General features: G+C 59.3%; 11 protein-coding genes and 3 pseudogenes. 8 read left to right on the top strand and 6 right to left on the bottom strand.

Annotated elements, in window-relative coordinates; translation table 11 throughout:
• Positions 1 to 25: 25 nt before the first annotated feature.
• The 4 genes and pseudogenes from istA to QA645_RS32720 form a co-directional block, all read right to left on the bottom strand.
• Positions 26 to 1559 (bottom strand): annotated as a pseudogene (istA, locus tag QA645_RS32735) (IS21 family transposase).
• A gap of 142 nt (positions 1560 to 1701) precedes the next feature.
• Positions 1702 to 2484: an aminotransferase class I/II-fold pyridoxal phosphate-dependent enzyme gene (locus QA645_RS32730; RefSeq protein ID WP_283053447.1), complete on the bottom strand. Its 783-nt coding sequence runs from the start codon at positions 2482 to 2484 to the stop codon at positions 1702 to 1704.
• Between the two features lie 1033 nt (positions 2485 to 3517).
• The gene (locus tag QA645_RS32725; protein WP_283045384.1) at positions 3518 to 4954 is read right to left on the bottom strand and encodes a carboxylesterase family protein; all 1437 of its coding nucleotides are present in this window, start codon (positions 4952 to 4954) and stop codon (positions 3518 to 3520) included.
• Positions 4955 to 5063: 109 nt separating this feature from the next.
• Positions 5064 to 5495, bottom strand: coding sequence for a DUF4440 domain-containing protein (locus QA645_RS32720; RefSeq protein ID WP_283045383.1), 432 nt, complete (start codon positions 5493 to 5495; stop codon positions 5064 to 5066).
• A gap of 149 nt (positions 5496 to 5644) precedes the next feature.
• Here QA645_RS32720 and QA645_RS32715 point away from each other — a divergent pair, with 149 nt between their 5' ends.
• Positions 5645 to 6613: an AraC family transcriptional regulator gene (locus QA645_RS32715; RefSeq protein ID WP_283045382.1), complete on the top strand. Its 969-nt coding sequence runs from the start codon at positions 5645 to 5647 to the stop codon at positions 6611 to 6613.
• A 384-nt stretch (positions 6614 to 6997) separates the two neighbouring features.
• On the opposite strand, the gene QA645_RS32710 is transcribed toward QA645_RS32715, so the two are convergent.
• Positions 6998 to 7348: an aminotransferase class I/II-fold pyridoxal phosphate-dependent enzyme gene (locus tag QA645_RS32710; RefSeq protein ID WP_349253143.1), complete on the bottom strand. Its 351-nt coding sequence runs from the start codon at positions 7346 to 7348 to the stop codon at positions 6998 to 7000.
• 1538 nt (positions 7349 to 8886) lie between these two features.
• On the opposite strand from QA645_RS32710, the gene QA645_RS32705 reads away from it, so the two are divergent.
• The 7 genes and pseudogenes from QA645_RS32705 to QA645_RS32675 all read left to right on the top strand — a co-directional run.
• Complete coding sequence (locus QA645_RS32705; RefSeq protein ID WP_283045381.1) at positions 8887 to 9030, top strand: hypothetical protein; 144 nt, start codon at positions 8887 to 8889, stop codon at positions 9028 to 9030.
• A gap of 712 nt (positions 9031 to 9742) precedes the next feature.
• On the top strand, positions 9743 to 10828 hold the full coding sequence (locus tag QA645_RS32700) for an HlyD family efflux transporter periplasmic adaptor subunit (protein ID WP_283053445.1): 1086 nt from the start codon (positions 9743 to 9745) through the stop codon (positions 10826 to 10828).
• Between the two features lie 30 nt (positions 10829 to 10858).
• Positions 10859 to 13015, top strand: a complete 2157-nt coding sequence (locus QA645_RS32695) for a peptidase domain-containing ABC transporter (RefSeq protein WP_283045380.1) — start codon at positions 10859 to 10861, stop codon at positions 13013 to 13015.
• Between the two features lie 725 nt (positions 13016 to 13740).
• The gene (locus tag QA645_RS32690; protein WP_283045379.1) at positions 13741 to 14607 is read left to right on the top strand and encodes a DUF3991 and toprim domain-containing protein; all 867 of its coding nucleotides are present in this window, start codon (positions 13741 to 13743) and stop codon (positions 14605 to 14607) included.
• Positions 14608 to 14843: 236 nt separating this feature from the next.
• A pseudogene (locus tag QA645_RS32685) lies at positions 14844 to 15443 on the top strand (DUF1419 domain-containing protein).
• 11 nt (positions 15444 to 15454) lie between these two features.
• Positions 15455 to 15853 carry a DUF3085 domain-containing protein gene (locus tag QA645_RS32680; protein ID WP_283045378.1) on the top strand — a complete coding sequence of 133 codons (399 nt, stop codon included), beginning with the start codon at positions 15455 to 15457 and terminating at the stop codon, positions 15851 to 15853.
• An 89-nt stretch (positions 15854 to 15942) separates the two neighbouring features.
• Positions 15943 to 16711: pseudogene (locus QA645_RS32675) on the top strand (lactate dehydrogenase); the annotation flags it as partial.
• 99 nt (positions 16712 to 16810) lie between these two features.
• Here the strand turns inward: QA645_RS32675 and QA645_RS32670 are convergent.
• Entirely contained in the window at positions 16811 to 17263 is a 453-nt protein-coding gene (locus QA645_RS32670) for a tyrosine-type recombinase/integrase (RefSeq protein ID WP_283045377.1), read from the bottom strand.
• Between the last annotated feature and the right edge of the window lie 33 nt (positions 17264 to 17296).

Here is a 17296-nt window from a genome sequence, read left to right as displayed (position 1 = left end):
ATCTCGCCAAGAACTATTTTCAGATTCATGCGCTGTCTAGTGAGGATGCACCAGCCGTAAAGCGCAAGCTGACGCGCCGGACGATCGGCGTTTGCTCCGGGGCTTTGCGCACCGGGATCTTGTCGAGCCCCTTCTCGAGGATCGATTCGACCGAGGGATAGTTGCGCGCCTGGATCTCCAGCGCGCGCCGCGCGGTCGCTTCCAGGCGTTCGGCGCCAAAGCGCTTCTCCAGTCCGATGATGCCGAGGCATGAACGGTAGCCCTGCTCGGGATGCGGCCGATCCTCGATGATCTTCTCAACCAGCAGCGACAGCATTGGCCCGATCCGCGCAGCTTCTTCCCGGATTTTCAACGGCGTCCATTTTCACGGTAGCGCCGGTGGCTCGACGGCATATGTTCGTGGATCGTCGTATGCCGCCCGTTGCCGCTTCAACGCATGTGGGCGGCGATGCGTTCGCCATCAAGGAAGATTTCGACGGTGCGTGCGGTCATGCGGGCCTCGACCTCGCGGCGGGCGAAGGGCCACGGCGCCGAGTAATGGTGGCGCTCGATCGCGATGTGATAATCGAGCCCAACCCGGCAACGCTTCCACTAAGCATGGATCCACGGTTCGCTCGGCAGCGGCTTGAGGTTCGGCGCGTCGATCTCCTCGGACAGCTGACGCCGCGTTTTGCTGTACTGGCGCAGCACCCGTGTGTCGTTGAGATCGGCGATGCACTCGGCGACCGCAGCGTTCACCTCGGCCAGGCTGTAAAAGATCCGGTTACTCAAGCGGCCCAGAACCCAGCGTTCGATAATGACGACGCAGGCCTCGACTTTCGCCATATCCCGCGGCTTCCTCGGCCGCGCCGGGAGCACCGCCGTGCCGCAATGGCGCGCCATGTCGGTATAGCTGCGGTTGACCATCGGATCGAAGTGACACGCCTCGATCACCGCGACCTTCGCGTTGCCGGGGACCAGAAGATGGGCCACGCCGCCGAAGACGAAGGCGCGATTGTGCGCCTCGATCCAATCGGCGAACTGCTCGGTCCACGTCGAGCAGGCAAATGACAAGCTCGATCCGCCGAGCACCGCCACAAACAGATGGGCACCGCGCACTCACCGGTCCGGCGGTCGACTACAACCGGCACCCTGTCGCCAGCGTAATCGACAAACATCTTCTCGCCGCCCCCGTGGTTCTGCCGCATCGTCAGAGGCAGGCGGCCTTCCCAGCGCCGGAACAGGTCACACCAACGGCTGTAGCGATAGTTGCGCGCCGATATATTCTTCCCACAGAACCTGCGGCGTCACATGCTTGCGCTTCAACTCACGTGCCACCGCCGACCAGTCCGGTTCCGCCTGCTTGCGCCGGCGGGCTTCACCCCAGGTAAGCCGTACAGGCACGCTTCCAGCTCGGCGTCGCTTATCTCCGCAGGGACTGGCCAGCTTAGCCCCGAGCGTGCAAACCGCTTCAGCATATCCCGAACCGTGGTCGCCCCGCCCCCGGAACGCTCGCCTATCACCCGCGTCGATAGCCCTGCTTCCAGGCTCAGATGCAAAATCTCGCGCACGTGGCGCATCGTAACCCTCCTCGTCGGCATCCATTTCTCCGGTCGCTATCCGACTGGATAAATGCCCCAACGATCAGGTCCTCCTAACTCCAAAGTGCGCGCGATCGTCTCGGAATCCGCATTGTGAACCAAAAAGGCCAGTTCCATTTGTTCAAAGTTGCGGTGAGACGCCGCGAGCCTTTGCGAGTTCGAGATAGATGCCGTAGGAGAGTCGGACCCCGGCGGGATCACCAAAGGCTGTGCTCGAAACTGTTGCGACATTAGCGTCTATCAGCAACGCGCTAACGACGTCATCAGCGTTGAGCTCACGGTCACCGACCTTGGTCCGGCGCTGCAATTCAGTAAGATCGAGATAAAAATAGAATCCACCTTGCGTCGCGGGCTGGGGCACCGATGTCAGTGCTGACAGGATCGAGAGTCCGAGCGCCCGTGCGTTAGCAACGCGACACTGCAATTGCAGCTGGAAGGCAGTATCGCCGGCTTCCAGATGTCGGAGTACCGCCTGCTGTGCAATAACATTGGAATTCGAGGTTGTATGGCCCTGTAGGGCCTTAACCGCGCTGATGACCGCCTTGGGGCCAGCGAGATAGCCGACTCGCCAGTCGGTTGGGGCTACCGACTTGGAGAATGAATTGACAATCAAGGTCCAAGCTCGTGCCTGGGGGGCCACAGAGACGATCGGATGATGGGTATGTGGGGTTTGGGTGAAAGCCCCGTAGCATTCATCGAAGATAATCCAGAGATTCCGGTCGATGGCGAGCTGGCCAATGTCGGCCAGGGTGTCGCGGTCGTAGACTGTGCCGGTCGGATTGTTCGGCGTATTGATCACGATCGCTTTAGTCTTCGATGTAATTGCCGCGGTGAAGTTCGTGAGCCTCGGGACATAGCCATTATGCCGGGTCTGAATAAAGAGCGGTGTGCCGCCGGCGACGATGATCTGAGCGGGAAAAGTAGTCCAGTAGGGGGCGGAACTGTATCCCTCCGGCGGCGGCCACCTTGTGTAGTTTGAGAGGCGGCCCGAGGATTTGACCTTAAATCTAGCTTTAAGGTCACGTGGCGAATGCAGGTCAATGTGTTGGGCGCCGAGCGTCGGCGGGATGGAGTTACGACGAGAAGGTTCGCCTTGTCGAAGAGACGTTGCAGGCTGGCGAGACGGTCTGCGGCGTTGCGCGCCGGCACGGGGTGGCTCACAGCCTGCTGTTCACCTGGCGTCGACAGGCGCGCCTGGGGCGACTAGGCGGAGATTCCGTGCCAGCTCTCGTTCCCGTCGAGATCACACCGGTGGCGGCTCCGATCTCGAGCGACACGCCACAACCGGTGTCTCCACCGCCTGCACAGCGCGCAAGGGGTCGGAATCATCGAGATTGAGCTTGGCGGTGGCTGTCGTGTTCGCGTTGACCGGGACGTCGACGGCGAGGCGCTGCAACGGGTTCTTGAGCTCCTGCGACGACGATGATCCCGATCCCGAGCGGCGTCAGGGTTTGGATCGCCACTGGCCACACCGACATGCGTCGCGGCATGCAAAGCTTGGCGCTTACGGTCCAGGAGTGGGTTTCGGCGAGGGGTCCCGACTATGAACGGCGCCGGGGGCCCATGACTCCAATCCAACAAAATCAATGGACTAGAGGGGTCCTGATGACGCCGATAGGGGGCATTTTTCGATCAGTATTCACATCATGCTGCCTTTGATCGAGGCGGCGAACCATGATGATGGCGAGCGGGAAGCCGATCCGAACTTCTTCCTATTTGCTGCTCTTGGTGTCGATGTCCATCGTCAACCGACAATTCATCGCGCGCTTCGCGCCAGCCATCAGCGACGACGCTCAATTCCGCAAAGCTCCTCGCGGTCGTGCGCGCAATTCTGCATCCCGAAAAGAAGTAGATTGGGTTACCGCTTTGCAAATTGCTTGGTGCGGAATAGTTGCCGCAATGGCAGCAAAGCCTCCCAATCGCAGTCGAAATGCCGGTTATGGACGTGCGATGTTTGCAAACGAGTCGAGGACTCTTTGATAGTAGATTGCTGGATCACAAAACAGGTTACCTGCACTTCCCGACACAGGCCGGTTGCTAACAGGAGACCACAGACCAGCATTGTTTGAGGTAGCGAAATCGAGCACAACGTTTCGGATGCGATGGTCGCGGGAAGCTTGGTCAGGACTCTGATTTGGCTCTTCCTGGCCGACCAAGGCATATAGTTCAGTACCGTGCACTGCGGGTGCTCCGTCTGCAGGGCCAATCATGAGCAAGAGCGCGTTACCGCCGGCGGCTGCGTGGGAGAGCGCGCCGCGAGCCGCAGGAAGGAGGTAGATCCAGTCGGTCAGGATGTCACCTCGCACTTCCGCAGGCGTGCGCCCGCCTTGGTTGTAAGCGTTAACGATGAGTCGTGCACGAGACCGAGGAATGCGCCACCGCCTGACCTCGGCGATCACGTTGTCGACACAGTGCGGATCGAATCGCTCGAGGTCGTTTGCCACCCACCAGCCGATCTCGTTGCTGGCCGTACTGAGGAGTAGATCGATTTGGCGATGGGTCCCGGCCGCAAGGACGTCCATCGGATGTGCACCAAGGACGCCGCCGGGCTGGTCCGCGTCGAGAACCAAACCTATCGATTGGTTATCCACGCCGTTGCGGGCGCCGATATCCCGTGGAACGACTTTTTGCTGAGCCGCGATCATGGGGGCCGTGTCCATCTCGAGCAGCTTTTCGGGATTATCTGCAATGCCGAGTTCGTTGAGGAAAAGCTCCGCAAGCTCTTCGGCCCACCACGCTGGGATGAGACGGGAGGCTCCGCCAGAAAATCCTGCGAGCCGTCGGTAGAGGCCATCCGCAGACGGAGCGCCGAGCAGCGCTAGCGTCTGCATGCCGCCGCCGCTGTGGCCGATGACGGTGACGTTGGTGGGGTCGCCGCCGAAAAACGCGATGTTTTTTTTTACCCAACCGAGGGCCGCGATGACGTCTTGGAGGCAGAGATTGCTGGCTTCGGCCAAGCGTCCCCCGTACTGCGATAGCGAGATAGCACCGAGAGCCCCTAGCCGGTAGTTGACGGATACGGCAACCACGCGCCCAGTCGCAGCGAGCCCCGAGGCGTTGGACGTAACCTGTGAGTTCGCGCCAACCTCAAAGCCACCCCCATAGATGTAGACAATCACGGGAAGGCTAGTTTCAGCAACTGGCTCCGGAGCCCACACATTGAGATTCAAGCAATCTTCGCCTGTCCCACTCTCGGCACCTAGCCAGTCCAGACTGCTGGACTGAACGGGGGCAACACCTTTTCGGTTGTAGTGGCGGTTAGGGTCAAATTCCGAGATAACTGGACGGCGGAAACGCTGTGCGGTAGCAAACGGGATTCCCAACCATGAGCGCACCCGTGTTACGGCGGCGAGGGTCTCTTTAATGTCTGTCATGACATATACGCTAGGTTCGGGCCCAATGGATCAAATGGTGCCGGCTAATCGCAGAGCGTCGATTGGCATAGATTCGGCACCATTGAAACCTGACTGCAAATCTTCTTTCCTAGGATGCCGTGGCAACGGCGAGAGACTTCGTCAGAGCCCAGTTCGAATGCACGATGCGCCATTGGCCATCGACCAGACGATAGACCTCGGTCGAGTTCCAAGCCCTGAGTGGCTGCTCGCCTCCCGCCTGGCTCGCGACAAAGGTATTGAGGTTATAGCTCAGTACCGCGAGATCGCCGCCCTCGCTGACGATCAAATGCGGGTCGAGGTACTCGTTCCGCACGATGTGAGGATTCTTATAGATCTTCAGGAGATGTTCGACCACGGACTTGCGGCCGACAAGTATCTTCTCGACCACTGGGTCGAAATAGCTGATGTCCTCGTGGTAGTTGTCGAGATAGCCGTGGCAGTCTCCTGTGCTCCAGCGCTCGTTGAGCGAACGCTCTAGGTCGAGGAGCGTCTCGCTGATCTTCTTTACTTCGGTTGCCATCTTTGCTCTTCCCAAACGATCGAACAGAATGACTGTTATCGGCCATTTGTACCCAAAATAAAGGCAAAAAACGGGGGACCCTCTGATACAAATCGGACACGCTCGCTCCGCGGGCTGGTCGGCCAAGGCGACACGGAAAGGGCACGGAAATGATCTCTCCCTCCCGACGGAAGGTCGATATCGAGTACCTCGGCTATCAGCCGGCAAAGCCCTACCCATATGACCTAGAAATTTTTCGCGTGTCCAATCTCAAGCGAAGAACCCGCGCAGAGGCGATGCACTGGACCTACAGCTACGAGTTTTACATGCTGATCTGCATCACCCACGGTCGGTGCATTCAGTTCGTGGATTTTGAACCCATTTCTTGCTGTGCCGGGACCTTGCTCGCATTGCGGCCAGGCCAGGCTCACAATTTCGGAAGTGATGAGCAATGGGACGCATGGATTATCCTATTTCGCCCCGAGTTCCTCTTGCCCACCTCTTCTGCTCCCCACGATCTACGGTTAGCTGTCGACCTCGAACGCCTGCCGGAACACCTCAGGCTGGACGGCGGAGAGCTGAAGCGCGCAGCAGATGCGATCCGTCGCATGCATGACGATTCGTTGCTCGACACCTCATCGCGATCAAGCGCTTCTTCGTCAGGAAATGCCACCCGCCCGCATGAACTTACGGCCGATGTTCATGCGCTGCTGCGTTATCAATTCTACGCTTTCGTGATTTGGATTACCGTTGTTCACGGCGAGCGGCGCAGACAGGAGCCGCAGCATTCAGGCTCCTTGCAACGCTTCACCCGCTTTCAGAAACTCGTCGACAAGCGGTTCGGTGAGTGGAACCAACTTAGCTGGTACGCGAGGCACCTCGGCTGCACCGAGAGAAGCCTGACGCGAGTCACTAAGCAGGCGGTCGGCATGAGCGCAAAAGCATTCATTTCGAGGCGTATCAATCTTGAAGCCAAGCGGTTGCTCGTTCATACGGATTTGCCGGTTGGGGTCATCGCGGAGAAGCTCGGATTTCGAGAAGCCACGCATTTCAGCAAATTCTTCAAGCTCGAAGTAGGCTGCGCGCCGAAAGAATTTCGGGCTCAGAGAATTCGACCGACTTCCGCCGATGCCGTCTAGTCGTACTATCGTAAGACGACGCGCCGTTCTTCTTACTACCAGCGTTCCGGATTCGCTCTCCCAATGCCGCAAGGGGTTTGCTAACGGATCTCCCTTCTATATTGGAGAGGTCGCCAACGCACGTTGACCAAAGGCTTCGCGACGCGAACGTGGCCGCTGGGCCTGTCCAGGCTTCAGCACGAGAATTGCACCACGCTGACGAATGCATCGCCTCGATCCACCAGTTGCATGCACCGCCCTTCGGCAACGCATACAAGTATCTGGAAGTCATGCGAGGCATCCTTCTCGGTAGGTCCTCCGATTAAGGTTGGACACGCGAAAACAGCGAATGTCTCGACGCTCAGGTAGTCTCAGTAATGGGGAATCTCTCCGTTCTGGGCGGAACTAGCACTTCGTCACAGGATTCACGAGAATCATGGCAGCATTGAATAGTGCCTGTTTGGCGCCGCTCGTCACCGCGATCTTGTCTGCAGACCAGGGTTGAGCGGACTCGGCCGAAAGCTTGCAAGCAAATGCATGCCGCAACTCCATCAAACCGAGCGTGTCGGTGTAGCGATTAAGGTTGCGACCAGTTGCAGCGATCGCGCCCTCGCGCACAGTTGGAGCTAACTCGCTCCAGATCTCGCCAGCGGTCAAATCGATGATTTCCCTGCCGTCGGCGGCAGCTGCCGTGGCGGCAGTTCTCGCTGCGGCGGTGCCTGACGGTTTGAACAAGGCTGTCCGTTGCGCCAACACGGGTGCGCTTCCTCGATCTAAGACATATTGCCTACGGTCGATGCACACTCATGTCGTCCGCCGGAGTCATTGAATAGGATATACGGCACGACTCAGAAGAGCCAAGTTGCCGTCCGTTGGTCGTTCTCCAAGGCAGATCGTGCCGCAAGCTCACTTATTGCTGTGCCTCGGCGAAAACCAATAAGGCTGAGTTGACGCACGCTGGTCCACACCGTCGAACCAGTCTTCGGTGGCGAAGGCCTACGAGCAGTTCGACGAGGCCGAAGCGTTCGACGCTATATCGATTATAGCCTCGGCGGATCAGTTGATGGGCTTGCGCCCAATGACGTCCGACAATTGTGGCGTCAGCCGGAAATTGTCCCTTGCAGTTACGTTTGCGTGAACGCCCCCACTCCGACCTCACAACGAAGCGATTATAGCAAGTGGTGCGGGGGCCATAGGTTTCCGGCAGGTCGCCTCCGATGCCCCAGGTTTGAGCACTTGAATCGCGTCCAAACCGTTGTCTTCAACCGGTAAAGACCGGCCAATCGGCATCAGAGTATCTCCAATTGGACAGCCGTTGAAGTCCGTCGTCCTCCCGGGATGCCACCGCTTTAGCACGTCGAGCCGTTGAGTGCCGCACACACCTGCTTCGGCTATGCGTCAATTGCCGCTTCATCGACGACTCCGTGCCGCGCTCCTTTGTCCATCACCAGATTGAAGGAACGCACGTCCATAAGACTGTCCGCTGTTGCTATGATGGAATTCGCTGTTCCGCGCCAGGTGCCGCGGATCCATTTCCCCTCCTTGCCGCTCCCCGACCTATCTTGTGTTGCCACCTGTTGTCGGTTTTGTCGCATTCGAGACGTGGCATGGCCGGCGTGCCCCGCGCTCTCAGCTAAGCCACTGAATAAAAAAGCAAAGCGGTCTTTCTGTGATTTCCTGCGGAGTTGGCCCGACTTTTGAATTTATCTCTTTCTCAGCGGCAGGAGCTGCCGGCCAGTCATTCAAGGAGATGACAATGAAAATCGATATGTCAGCCGATGGTCTAACCGAATTAACGCATGAGGAAGCATCCGCAACTTCAGGAGGGATGTTTTGGGGAGTAGCTCTCGGAGTGTTTGGGCTAGTAGCCCTAGCAGCCGCGGGCATAGCGGAAGTGGTATTAGCTATTAAGCGTCGTTAGAACATAAATGGCGCAGACTTGCCGGGTCGCGCGTTCGCCCGGAGAGCGCGAACGCGGACGGCAAATATATTCAATCGCTGTGACGTCGCGGATCGCACCTTGTTCATTGAGCTGGACCTGCACGATCTGTTCGTTGCTGCTCTCGACTTGCATTGCGTTGCCTCGATTGCCGGCTTTGTCACATCCAGGACGGCACGATGTTTCGACTAGCATGGCGCCGTGCTGGCAGTTAAACCGTTGAATAGTCAACAGAATGACTTTTCTCGAGCGATGCTGTGCAATTGGCACAATTTTTGAGGTTCTTCCTTCGCGCAACGTCAGCGGCTGCCGACCGGTATGCTGACTGATCTACGCATTTGAAAAGGAGGCGACAATGAAGATCGATATGTCAGCTTATGGTGTGACCGAATTAACTCCTGAAGAAGCATCCGCAACTTCGGGAGGGTGGTTCTGGGCGATTGCGGGAGTTTTGGCCGGGGTAGCGGCAGCCATTGCAGCTGGATTATTCCTCCCTTGATCGCATACATGTGAGCCCGGAAGGTTAAATGCCGTCGGGGCCATCGCGGATGACGCCAACCCGGGCGTGGACCGGAAGTCTACGAAGGGTCTTGGTCAATTCGCGTTGGAGCCCCGACCGAGCCGATCGTATATCGCTACGAGTTCTGAAATTTGCTCGAGACGTTTCAGCTGGACGTCGAGCACTCCTGGTGTCGGATTTGTCGCATCCCCGACACGGTTATGTTCAGCTGGCGCACCGCGGGCCCACAGTCATCGTCAAAAAATACGGAACGGTTCTTCTCTAGCTCCTCCTGCGCTGGCACGATTCTTGAGTTTCCTCTTTTTGCGGCGGCAGGAGCTGGGACCAGCAGTCGCTGACTGATTACTTAATGACGGAGACAACAATGATGACCGATATGTCAGCCTATGGTGTGACCGAGCTAACTTCTGAAGAGGCGTCCGAAACTTCGGGAGGGGTGTTTTGGGCAATCGCTTTCGCAATTGTGGGGGTAGTAGGCCTTGCAGCTGCAGCTATAGGGGGAGCGGCCGCATCCCCGCACCATTAGAACGTAAGCGGCGCAAATTCTCTAGTCTCGGCAGATTAGCAGTTTCCATGGAAACTGCTAATCGTCGTCAAGAAATGAACTTGTTATATGAGCGATGTCTTACTTCCTGCTGATCTTGTCAGCTACACTGCGGAGAGCATCCTCTCCCGAAGGTCAGGACGATCTCTGCTCATTTACAAGGTCATTTTACTGTCCGTGGTCGCCGCACTGTCGGCGCTGCCACTCACCACCATAACGGTCTCTGTTCAAAGTGCCGGCGCCATTCGCCCCACCATCGAGAAGACACCCCTGATCGCGCCCGTCTCTGGACGCATCTCGCGTATCCTTGCCGTCGAGAACGATGTTGTAGCCCAGGGGCAAGAGATCCTCACCCTCGATGATCAGGTGGTTGAGGAGAAGCTTAGGGCAGTTACAAGCGAAATTCGCGCCAAGGGCGATCTAGCCCGTGACCTCGAGACCCTGATCTCCTCGGGAACAGAGGCCAAGGACCCGATCCACCTGCTGACCGAGTCCGCCACGGCCGAGCGGCTGCATTTTCTGAACCTGCTGCGGGAGAACGAATATGCCCGCAGGAACGCCGAGGCAGAACTCGATCGCGCCAAGCGGCTGCTCGCTGTTGCTGCAGCGCCCACGAAGGCCGTCGACGACAGAACTTTCGCTCTCCAGAGCATTGAGGTCAAAGGCGAGATCCTCGCCCGGCGAAAAGCCGCCGATTGGAACCAGCAGCTCTTCGACACAAACATACGCTTGAAGGAGCTCATAGCCAGCTTGCATCAGCTCGAGAACGAACGAGATCTGACCCGCATTCGAGCTCCCGTGTCCGGTGCTCTAGAGCAATTCTCCGGCCTCACCGCCGGTGGCTACGTCCAAGCGGGGCAAACTGTCGCTCGCGTGTCGCCGGATGGCGAACTGGTGGCGGAGATGTATGTCTCCCCCAACGACATCGGCTTTGTACGAACCGGCCAGGCAGTCCGGCTCCAGGTGGATGCCTTCAACTACAATCAGTGGGGTGTTTTAGAGGCGACAGTGCTCGACGTCGCCCAGGACTTCATCCTCCATGATAAGAACCCGATCTTTAAGGTCCGCTGCGCGCTCTCTGGCAGTCATCTCACGCTCAAGAACGGGGTCATCGGTAAGTTGAAAAAAGGCATGACGGTCCGAGCCCGCTTCCTGGTGGCCGAGCGCAGTCTCTTTCAACTCCTCTACAATGAGCTCGACGATTGGCTCAATCCGCTCCTTGTGGCCCGCTAGTTGTTTCGTCTCCAAATAGCCGCGCGCTCTATGTCGAGCAAAGTCATCAAATTCAAGCAGCGCGATATCACAGATTGCGGGGCCGCCAGTCTTGCTTCTGTCGCAGCCTTCTATGGCTACAAGCTGCCCTTGTCGCGCATCCGCCAGTATGCCTCGACAGACCGCTCCGGCACCACGGTGTCTGGCCTCACGCAAGCGGCTCAAAAACTGGGATTCATCGCCAAGGGGGTGAAGGGTGGGTTCGATAGCCTGTACAAGATTCCCAAGCCCGCCATCGCGCACGTCATCGTCAAGGAGGCCCTGCACCACTTCGTCGTCATCCAGGCCATCGACGCGAGGTGGGTCGTCGTCATGGACCCGGCCTATGGCGAAATCCGCAAGCTTTCGCATCAGGAATTCAAGACGCAATGGACGGGCGTCCTGGTGCTCCTGGTTCCGGCAGGCACCTTCGAGCGACGCGACGAAACCACATCACCCCTCGTCCGCTTCGCCCGCCTGCTTGCGCCACACAAAGAGGTGATGGTGCAGGCTCTCATCGGGGCAGTGGTGACGACGATCCTTAGCCTCTCGACGGCCATCTACGTTCAGAAGATCGTCGATCATGTGATCACAGCGGGCAATCGCAACCTGCTGAACCTGATGAGCGTCGCCATGCTGCTGATCCTGGTGCCACAGATCTTGATCGATCTCCTCAGACACCAGCTCACGCTGCAAACGGGTCAGAAGATCGATGTTCACTTGATCCTCGGCTACTACAATCACGTCCTAAGCCTGCCCCAGAAGTTCTTCGACGGAATGCGCATGGGCGAGATCGTCTCCCGCATGAATGACGCGGTGAAGATCAGGAGCTTCCTGAATGACGTCTCAATCACCATGTTCGTCGATCTGCTTGTGATACTGTTCTCGTTGGGGCTGATGTTTGTCTATTCATGGAAGATCGCCTTGGCGGTGGCGACCTCTATCCCACTATACTTACTGGTCTATTTGACCATCAACTGGATGAATAGGAAGCGCCAGCGCGCCATTATGGAAAATGCCGCCGACCTGGAGGCGCAATTGGTTGAGTCGCTCGGAGCGGTCTCCACGATCAAGACATTCGGTATAGAGAGCCTGGCCAATCTTAAGATCGAGACCCGCTTCATCAAGACGCTGCATTCTGTCTACAGCTCCAGCCTCGTCTCAGTCTTCGGAGACAATGCCTCGACCTTCCTCTCGAGCCTATTCACCATCGTGCTGATGTGGTTCGGTACGACGCTTGCCCTCGAGCAGACCGTCACGCCCGGCGAACTACTGTCCTGCTATACGTTGCTTGGCTATATCACCCGGCCGGTTGCCAACCTGATCCAAACCAACCGGATCGTTCAGGATGCGTTTATTGCGGCGGATCGCCTGTTCGAGATCTTCGATCTCGAACAGGCGAGCGGTGGTGGCATCGACGCCACCAAGTCCGACCTTGGTGATATCTGCCTGGAGAACGTCACGTTTCGCCATGGCGCGCAGCCGAACCTGTTCCAGGATCTCAGCGTCACTTTCGGCCGAGGCGAGATGACGGCCGTGGTGGGGGAAAGCGGCTCAGGCAAGAGCTCCCTTGTGGCGCTATTACAGAACGTTTATCCGCTCGAGGGCGGACGCATCCGCATCGGGCCCTATGACGTCCAGGACTTCTCGACCGTATCCCTGTGCAGGGTTATCGCTGCGGTACCGCAATCGATCGACGTGTTCTCGGGCTCGCTGATCGAGAACATCGCTCTTGGCGAGTTCGAGCCTGACATCGAGAAGATACTGCAAATCTGCGATCAACTAGGGCTGTGCGAGTTGATCAAGCGTTGGCCCGGCGGTTTCCAGGCCTATCTGGGCGAGAGCGGCATACGTCTCTCCGGTGGCGAGAAGCAGCGCCTCGCGTTGGCTCGGGCTTTGTATCGCGATCCGAAGATCCTGATTTTGGACGAGGCCACATCCTCTCTCGACTCGGCTGCCGAGGCATCCGTCGTGCGAGTGATTGACGATCTGCGTCGGGCCGGCAAGATCATCATCGTCATCTCTCATCGTCTCAGTACCATTTGTGGGGCCGACAAGATCGTCGTCTTGGACAAGGGAGGGGTTGTTGCGCAAGGAAGGCACGCTGATCTGCTGAGAGCCGACGGCGCCTACACTCGTTTGTGGCGAGCGCAAACCGGAGTCAGCTAACAGTTCGGGTGAGCGGCATCGCAGAGTGTTGTCGAGATCTTGCGATAAACCGAATGCGCTGATGGCGCCGCTCCGGATCGTGACGTCTGTTGTTGTGAGATTGCGCTACGCTGGCCGCGCCTGCGCTTCTTCTGCTCTCTGTCCCGACGGAATGACTGCCGGGGCGATCGCGGAAGCGCTGGATCTGGCGCCTAACACGCTGACGTTTCACCCGACTGGCCGCAACGTCCAACAAGACGCCGCACCCGGCCATCTTGTTGCGTACGTGCTCGATACCAAGTTTCCTGCCGCCCCAGCTATCCACCAGCGCCGCCGAATAGCCATTGTACGTCTTGCCGTCGAGAAACACGTGGCACAGCGCGTCCCACTGCGTCGAGCCCTGGGTTGCCAATCCAAGGGTTGTTCGGGCGATCACCTACGGCGTGATGCCAAGCGAAGAACTCGGCGATGCCGACGTCGTCATCGTGCATGAATACGATCCGCACCAGTTCAGCCCGGCTCATTGAGCCGGGTTTCCCTTTGAGTGCCGCTTGCGAGTGGGCGGCGGCAAGGGAGGCTGCGCCGCGGCTGGCCGACGCGACGGCGCCGGTTGCCCCGCAAGATTCATCAGTTGCCAGCCACGCCCTTGCCCCCTTCGCTCTTCGCGGCGAAACGCGCGGGTCCGGCAAGGTGCGGGAGAAGGCAATTCGAGCGGAAAAGGCCCGGCGCAGCGCCGGGAATTGGAGATGGAAAAGAAGGACATCGAGGAGCTGAAGACGCGCGTGCCCTGCGCCGCCGTACTGGAGAAGGGCGGCGTTGCAATCGATCTGAAGAAAAGCACGCGCAAGGCCGTCAAGTATCGCCGCGGCGGCGACATCATCATCGTCATCCATGATGGCAAGGGCTGGTTCGATGCGCTGTCCGATGCCAAGGGTGATGTATTCTCGCTGGTGGAGCATCTCGACGGCCTCGCATTTCCGGACGTGCTGCAGCAGGTCTCGGATCTCGTCGGCTTTGTGCCGACCGAACCTGTCTGGACACGAAAGTCCCCGGAGCAGGGGCCCGATCTCTGTGTGGCGGATCGCTGGCGTGCGCGACGTGAGCCATGGCGAGGATCGCTGACCTGGTGCTATCCGCGCGATCAGCGCGCCATTCCGGAATCGATCATCCGTGCGGCGATCCGACATGGCGGATTGCGCGAAGGCCCGCACGGCAGCATGTGGGCCGTGCATCTCGACGGCGATGGTGTCGTCACCGGCTGGGAAGAGCGCGGGCCGGAATGGCGGGGCTTCGCCAGCGGCTGCGGCAAGGTGCTGTTTCGCCTCGGACCGGCCGATGCGAGCCGGCTCTGCGTCACGGAAGCCGCGATCGACGCTATGAGCTTCGCCGCAATCGAAGGCCAGCAGCCCGATAGTCTTTGTCTCAGCACGGGAGGCGGTTGGGCGCCGGCGACCGTCGCCGCCATTCGGGTGTTGAGCGCGCGGCCAGGTGCGCGCCCCATCGCAGCAACCGATAACAATCGGCAGGGCGAGGTGTATGCTAAGAGGCTCGCGGTCATCGCACAAAAGCTGGGCTGCGACTACGAGCGGCTCCGGCCTGCCGCGCAGGATTAAAACGAACAGCTGCATCCGGCCAAGAAGATGAAGAAGGGAGAGGAGGGAAAGGAAAACCCAGCTGCCGCATGCCCGCCGGCCGCGTCAAGGGTGAAGCTTCGCCCGCGTACCGCGGCCCTTGACCCGGCCGGACGGAGAGGCGGCCGTGGGGGAGGGGTCAGGAAGCGCTGAAGACGATGGCGACATCGAGAGGATGAGCCGCGCTCCGGCCCGACGAGGCTGAAAGGAGCCCGATCATGATCCTCTCTCCGATCCGCAAGGTCTATCAGGGCATCGCCAACCGCCGGCAGATGTTCCGTATGTTCGACCGCCATGCGAAGCGTCCGAACCGTTCACCGGACGATGGCGCTCTCTATCGCGGCTAATGGTTCGCGATCGGCCAGGCCGAGCACGACTATATGTTCGAGGTCCTGCCGCCGCTCTGGATGCGTGGCGATATGTTCGCATTGAGCGAATTCCTCACCGGCAGCATCAGCAGCGTCTTCCTCGCGCTGACGATCGACGGTCGTCCGCGCACCTTCCACGGCTATTGCGATCTCTCCGAGAAGGGCTCGCCCGACCGGATGCGTGCCGCGATCGTCGAGCGGGAATCGCGGCCCTTGAAAGCGATGACGCGCGAAGAGCGGCTCGAGCACATCTGGTCGAACACGCATGACGATTATCGCGGCTATGCCGGCGAACGCTGGGCCGAGCATCTGCGCGGCGTGCGCACGGTGCTGTTCTATGGCGGCGAGCGCGGCACAGTGCTGAAGCTGCTCGACCAAATGACCGAGGCGGAGATCGCCGCGAATCTGCCGGTGCATCTGCGCCACCTTCCTGATGCGATCGCGGCGTGAGGGAGGTCGTGATGTTCACATTTCCCATCCCCGCCGTCCGCAGGGTTATCGAACGCGGACAATCCGACGCCGCCGCCAATGGCGGGTTTCGCAATCCCTATTACGGTCAAAGGCCTGGTGAGGGCGAGAAGCCCGGCCTCTGGCTTGTGGGTGACAACGGCGTCTACATCATGGCGAACGGCAAGCTCGGCGACGGCGATCGTCCGCTTGTGGTCTATTCCGAGGAATGCCATCCGGTAGGCAATCCGGACTGGTTCGACTACAAGCGCCGCCATTTCGGCGCCGATGACGGTATCGAATTCATCGAGGCCGAGCGGCTCATCCCTCTCATCAATCGTGATTTTCGCTACACGCATCTGCGCCTGCAGCTAAGCGAGACAGACATCGCGCTGTCGCTCATCGTGCGCTAACCCTCCCATCCCCATCCATGGTGACCATCCGCAGCCTAGGCAGCTCGGCGGGACGACGGCACGCGCCCTCATCTCAATGAGAAATTCCCATGGCGCAAGACGATCCCTTCACCCTCGATCTCTTCGGCAACACCGCCTTATCGTTCGGGCCTTGGCCTCGGCGTCACCGCTTTCGCCCGCGGCCTCGCCGTCGAGCCAGACGATGACGATGATCCCGATCCGGCGACGCCGGCGCCCGCGCTTCCGCTCGCGGCGGTCGCACGCTCCAAATCATCAGCACGGCGCGAGCGCGGCGCGGATTTCTATCTTGCCGGCGGCCGCGCCCTGGCGAAGGGCAATATCGCGGCGATCCGGCTCGCTGCCGCCATCGAGGCCGATGCGCGGCCGGCGACGCCTGAAGAGCAGGAGCAGCTGATCCGCTTCACCGGATTCGGTGCGTGCGAGCTCGCCAACTTCGTGTTCCGGCCTCCCGGCGAGGCCGAGTTTCGCAAGGGTTGGGAGGCGATCGGCGAGGATCTGCAGGATGCTGTCGGCGATCTCAACCTTGCCTCGCTTGCGCGTTGCACGCAGTATGCGCATTTCACGCCCGAGTTCATCGTGCGCGCGATCTGGGCAGGCCTCCAGCGCCTTGGATGGCGCGGCGGCCGTGTGCTCGAACCCGGCATCGGCACCGACCTGTTTCCGGCGCTGATGCCCGAGAGACTTCGCGAGATCTCCCACGTCACTGGGATCGAGCTCGATCCGGTCACCGCGCGCATCGTGCGTCTGTTGCAGCTGCGGGCGCGGATCATCCCGGGCGATTTCTCCCGCGCGGAGCTGCCGGCGAGTTTTGATCTTGCCATCGGCAATCCGCCTTATGTTGCGGCCAAATTTATGTTGCGGCTGTGGGCGATAAGCCAAGGATCTCAGTGATTTCCTTGGCGCAAGCCACCACATAAGCATGGCGATGGTCGTTGCCTACAGGGCGTTCAGGAAAGCCATCAAGGACGGCAAGGATTGTTGTCGTGAGGGCTTTCTCAAGCCGCTGATATCAATCTTAGCTAACGCCTTGGCCTTCATTTCCAGATCCACCTCGGCGTAGATGTGCGTGGTGTCCAACGACACATGGCCCAGCCAAGCGCGGATCGTGTTGATATCAACCCCTGCACGCAGTAGATGGACGGCTGTCGTGTGCCGGATCGTATGGGGACTGACGCGCTTCGTCGCCAGGGTCGGTACGGTTTCGCTCGCAATGGCGGCATAGTGCGTCACGACGCGGTGTATCCCGAACCGGGTCAAAGGCTCCTTCATGCGTCCTAGAAAGACTGCATCGTTCCTATCCCTATCGGTCACGAGGCGAGCCAGTGATGTCGCTGTCGTTGGCCACAATGGGCAGATCCGGATCTTGTTTCCCTTGCCATGAAGGCGCACTGACGGAGACGCGCAGTTGAAGATTACCGATAG

Source organism: Bradyrhizobium sp. CIAT3101 (assembly GCF_029714945.1).
Taxonomy (GTDB): Bacteria; Pseudomonadota; Alphaproteobacteria; order Rhizobiales; family Xanthobacteraceae; genus Bradyrhizobium.
The sequence above is the reverse complement of the archived record's forward strand: the minus strand, read 5'-3'. Positions and strand labels throughout refer to the sequence as shown.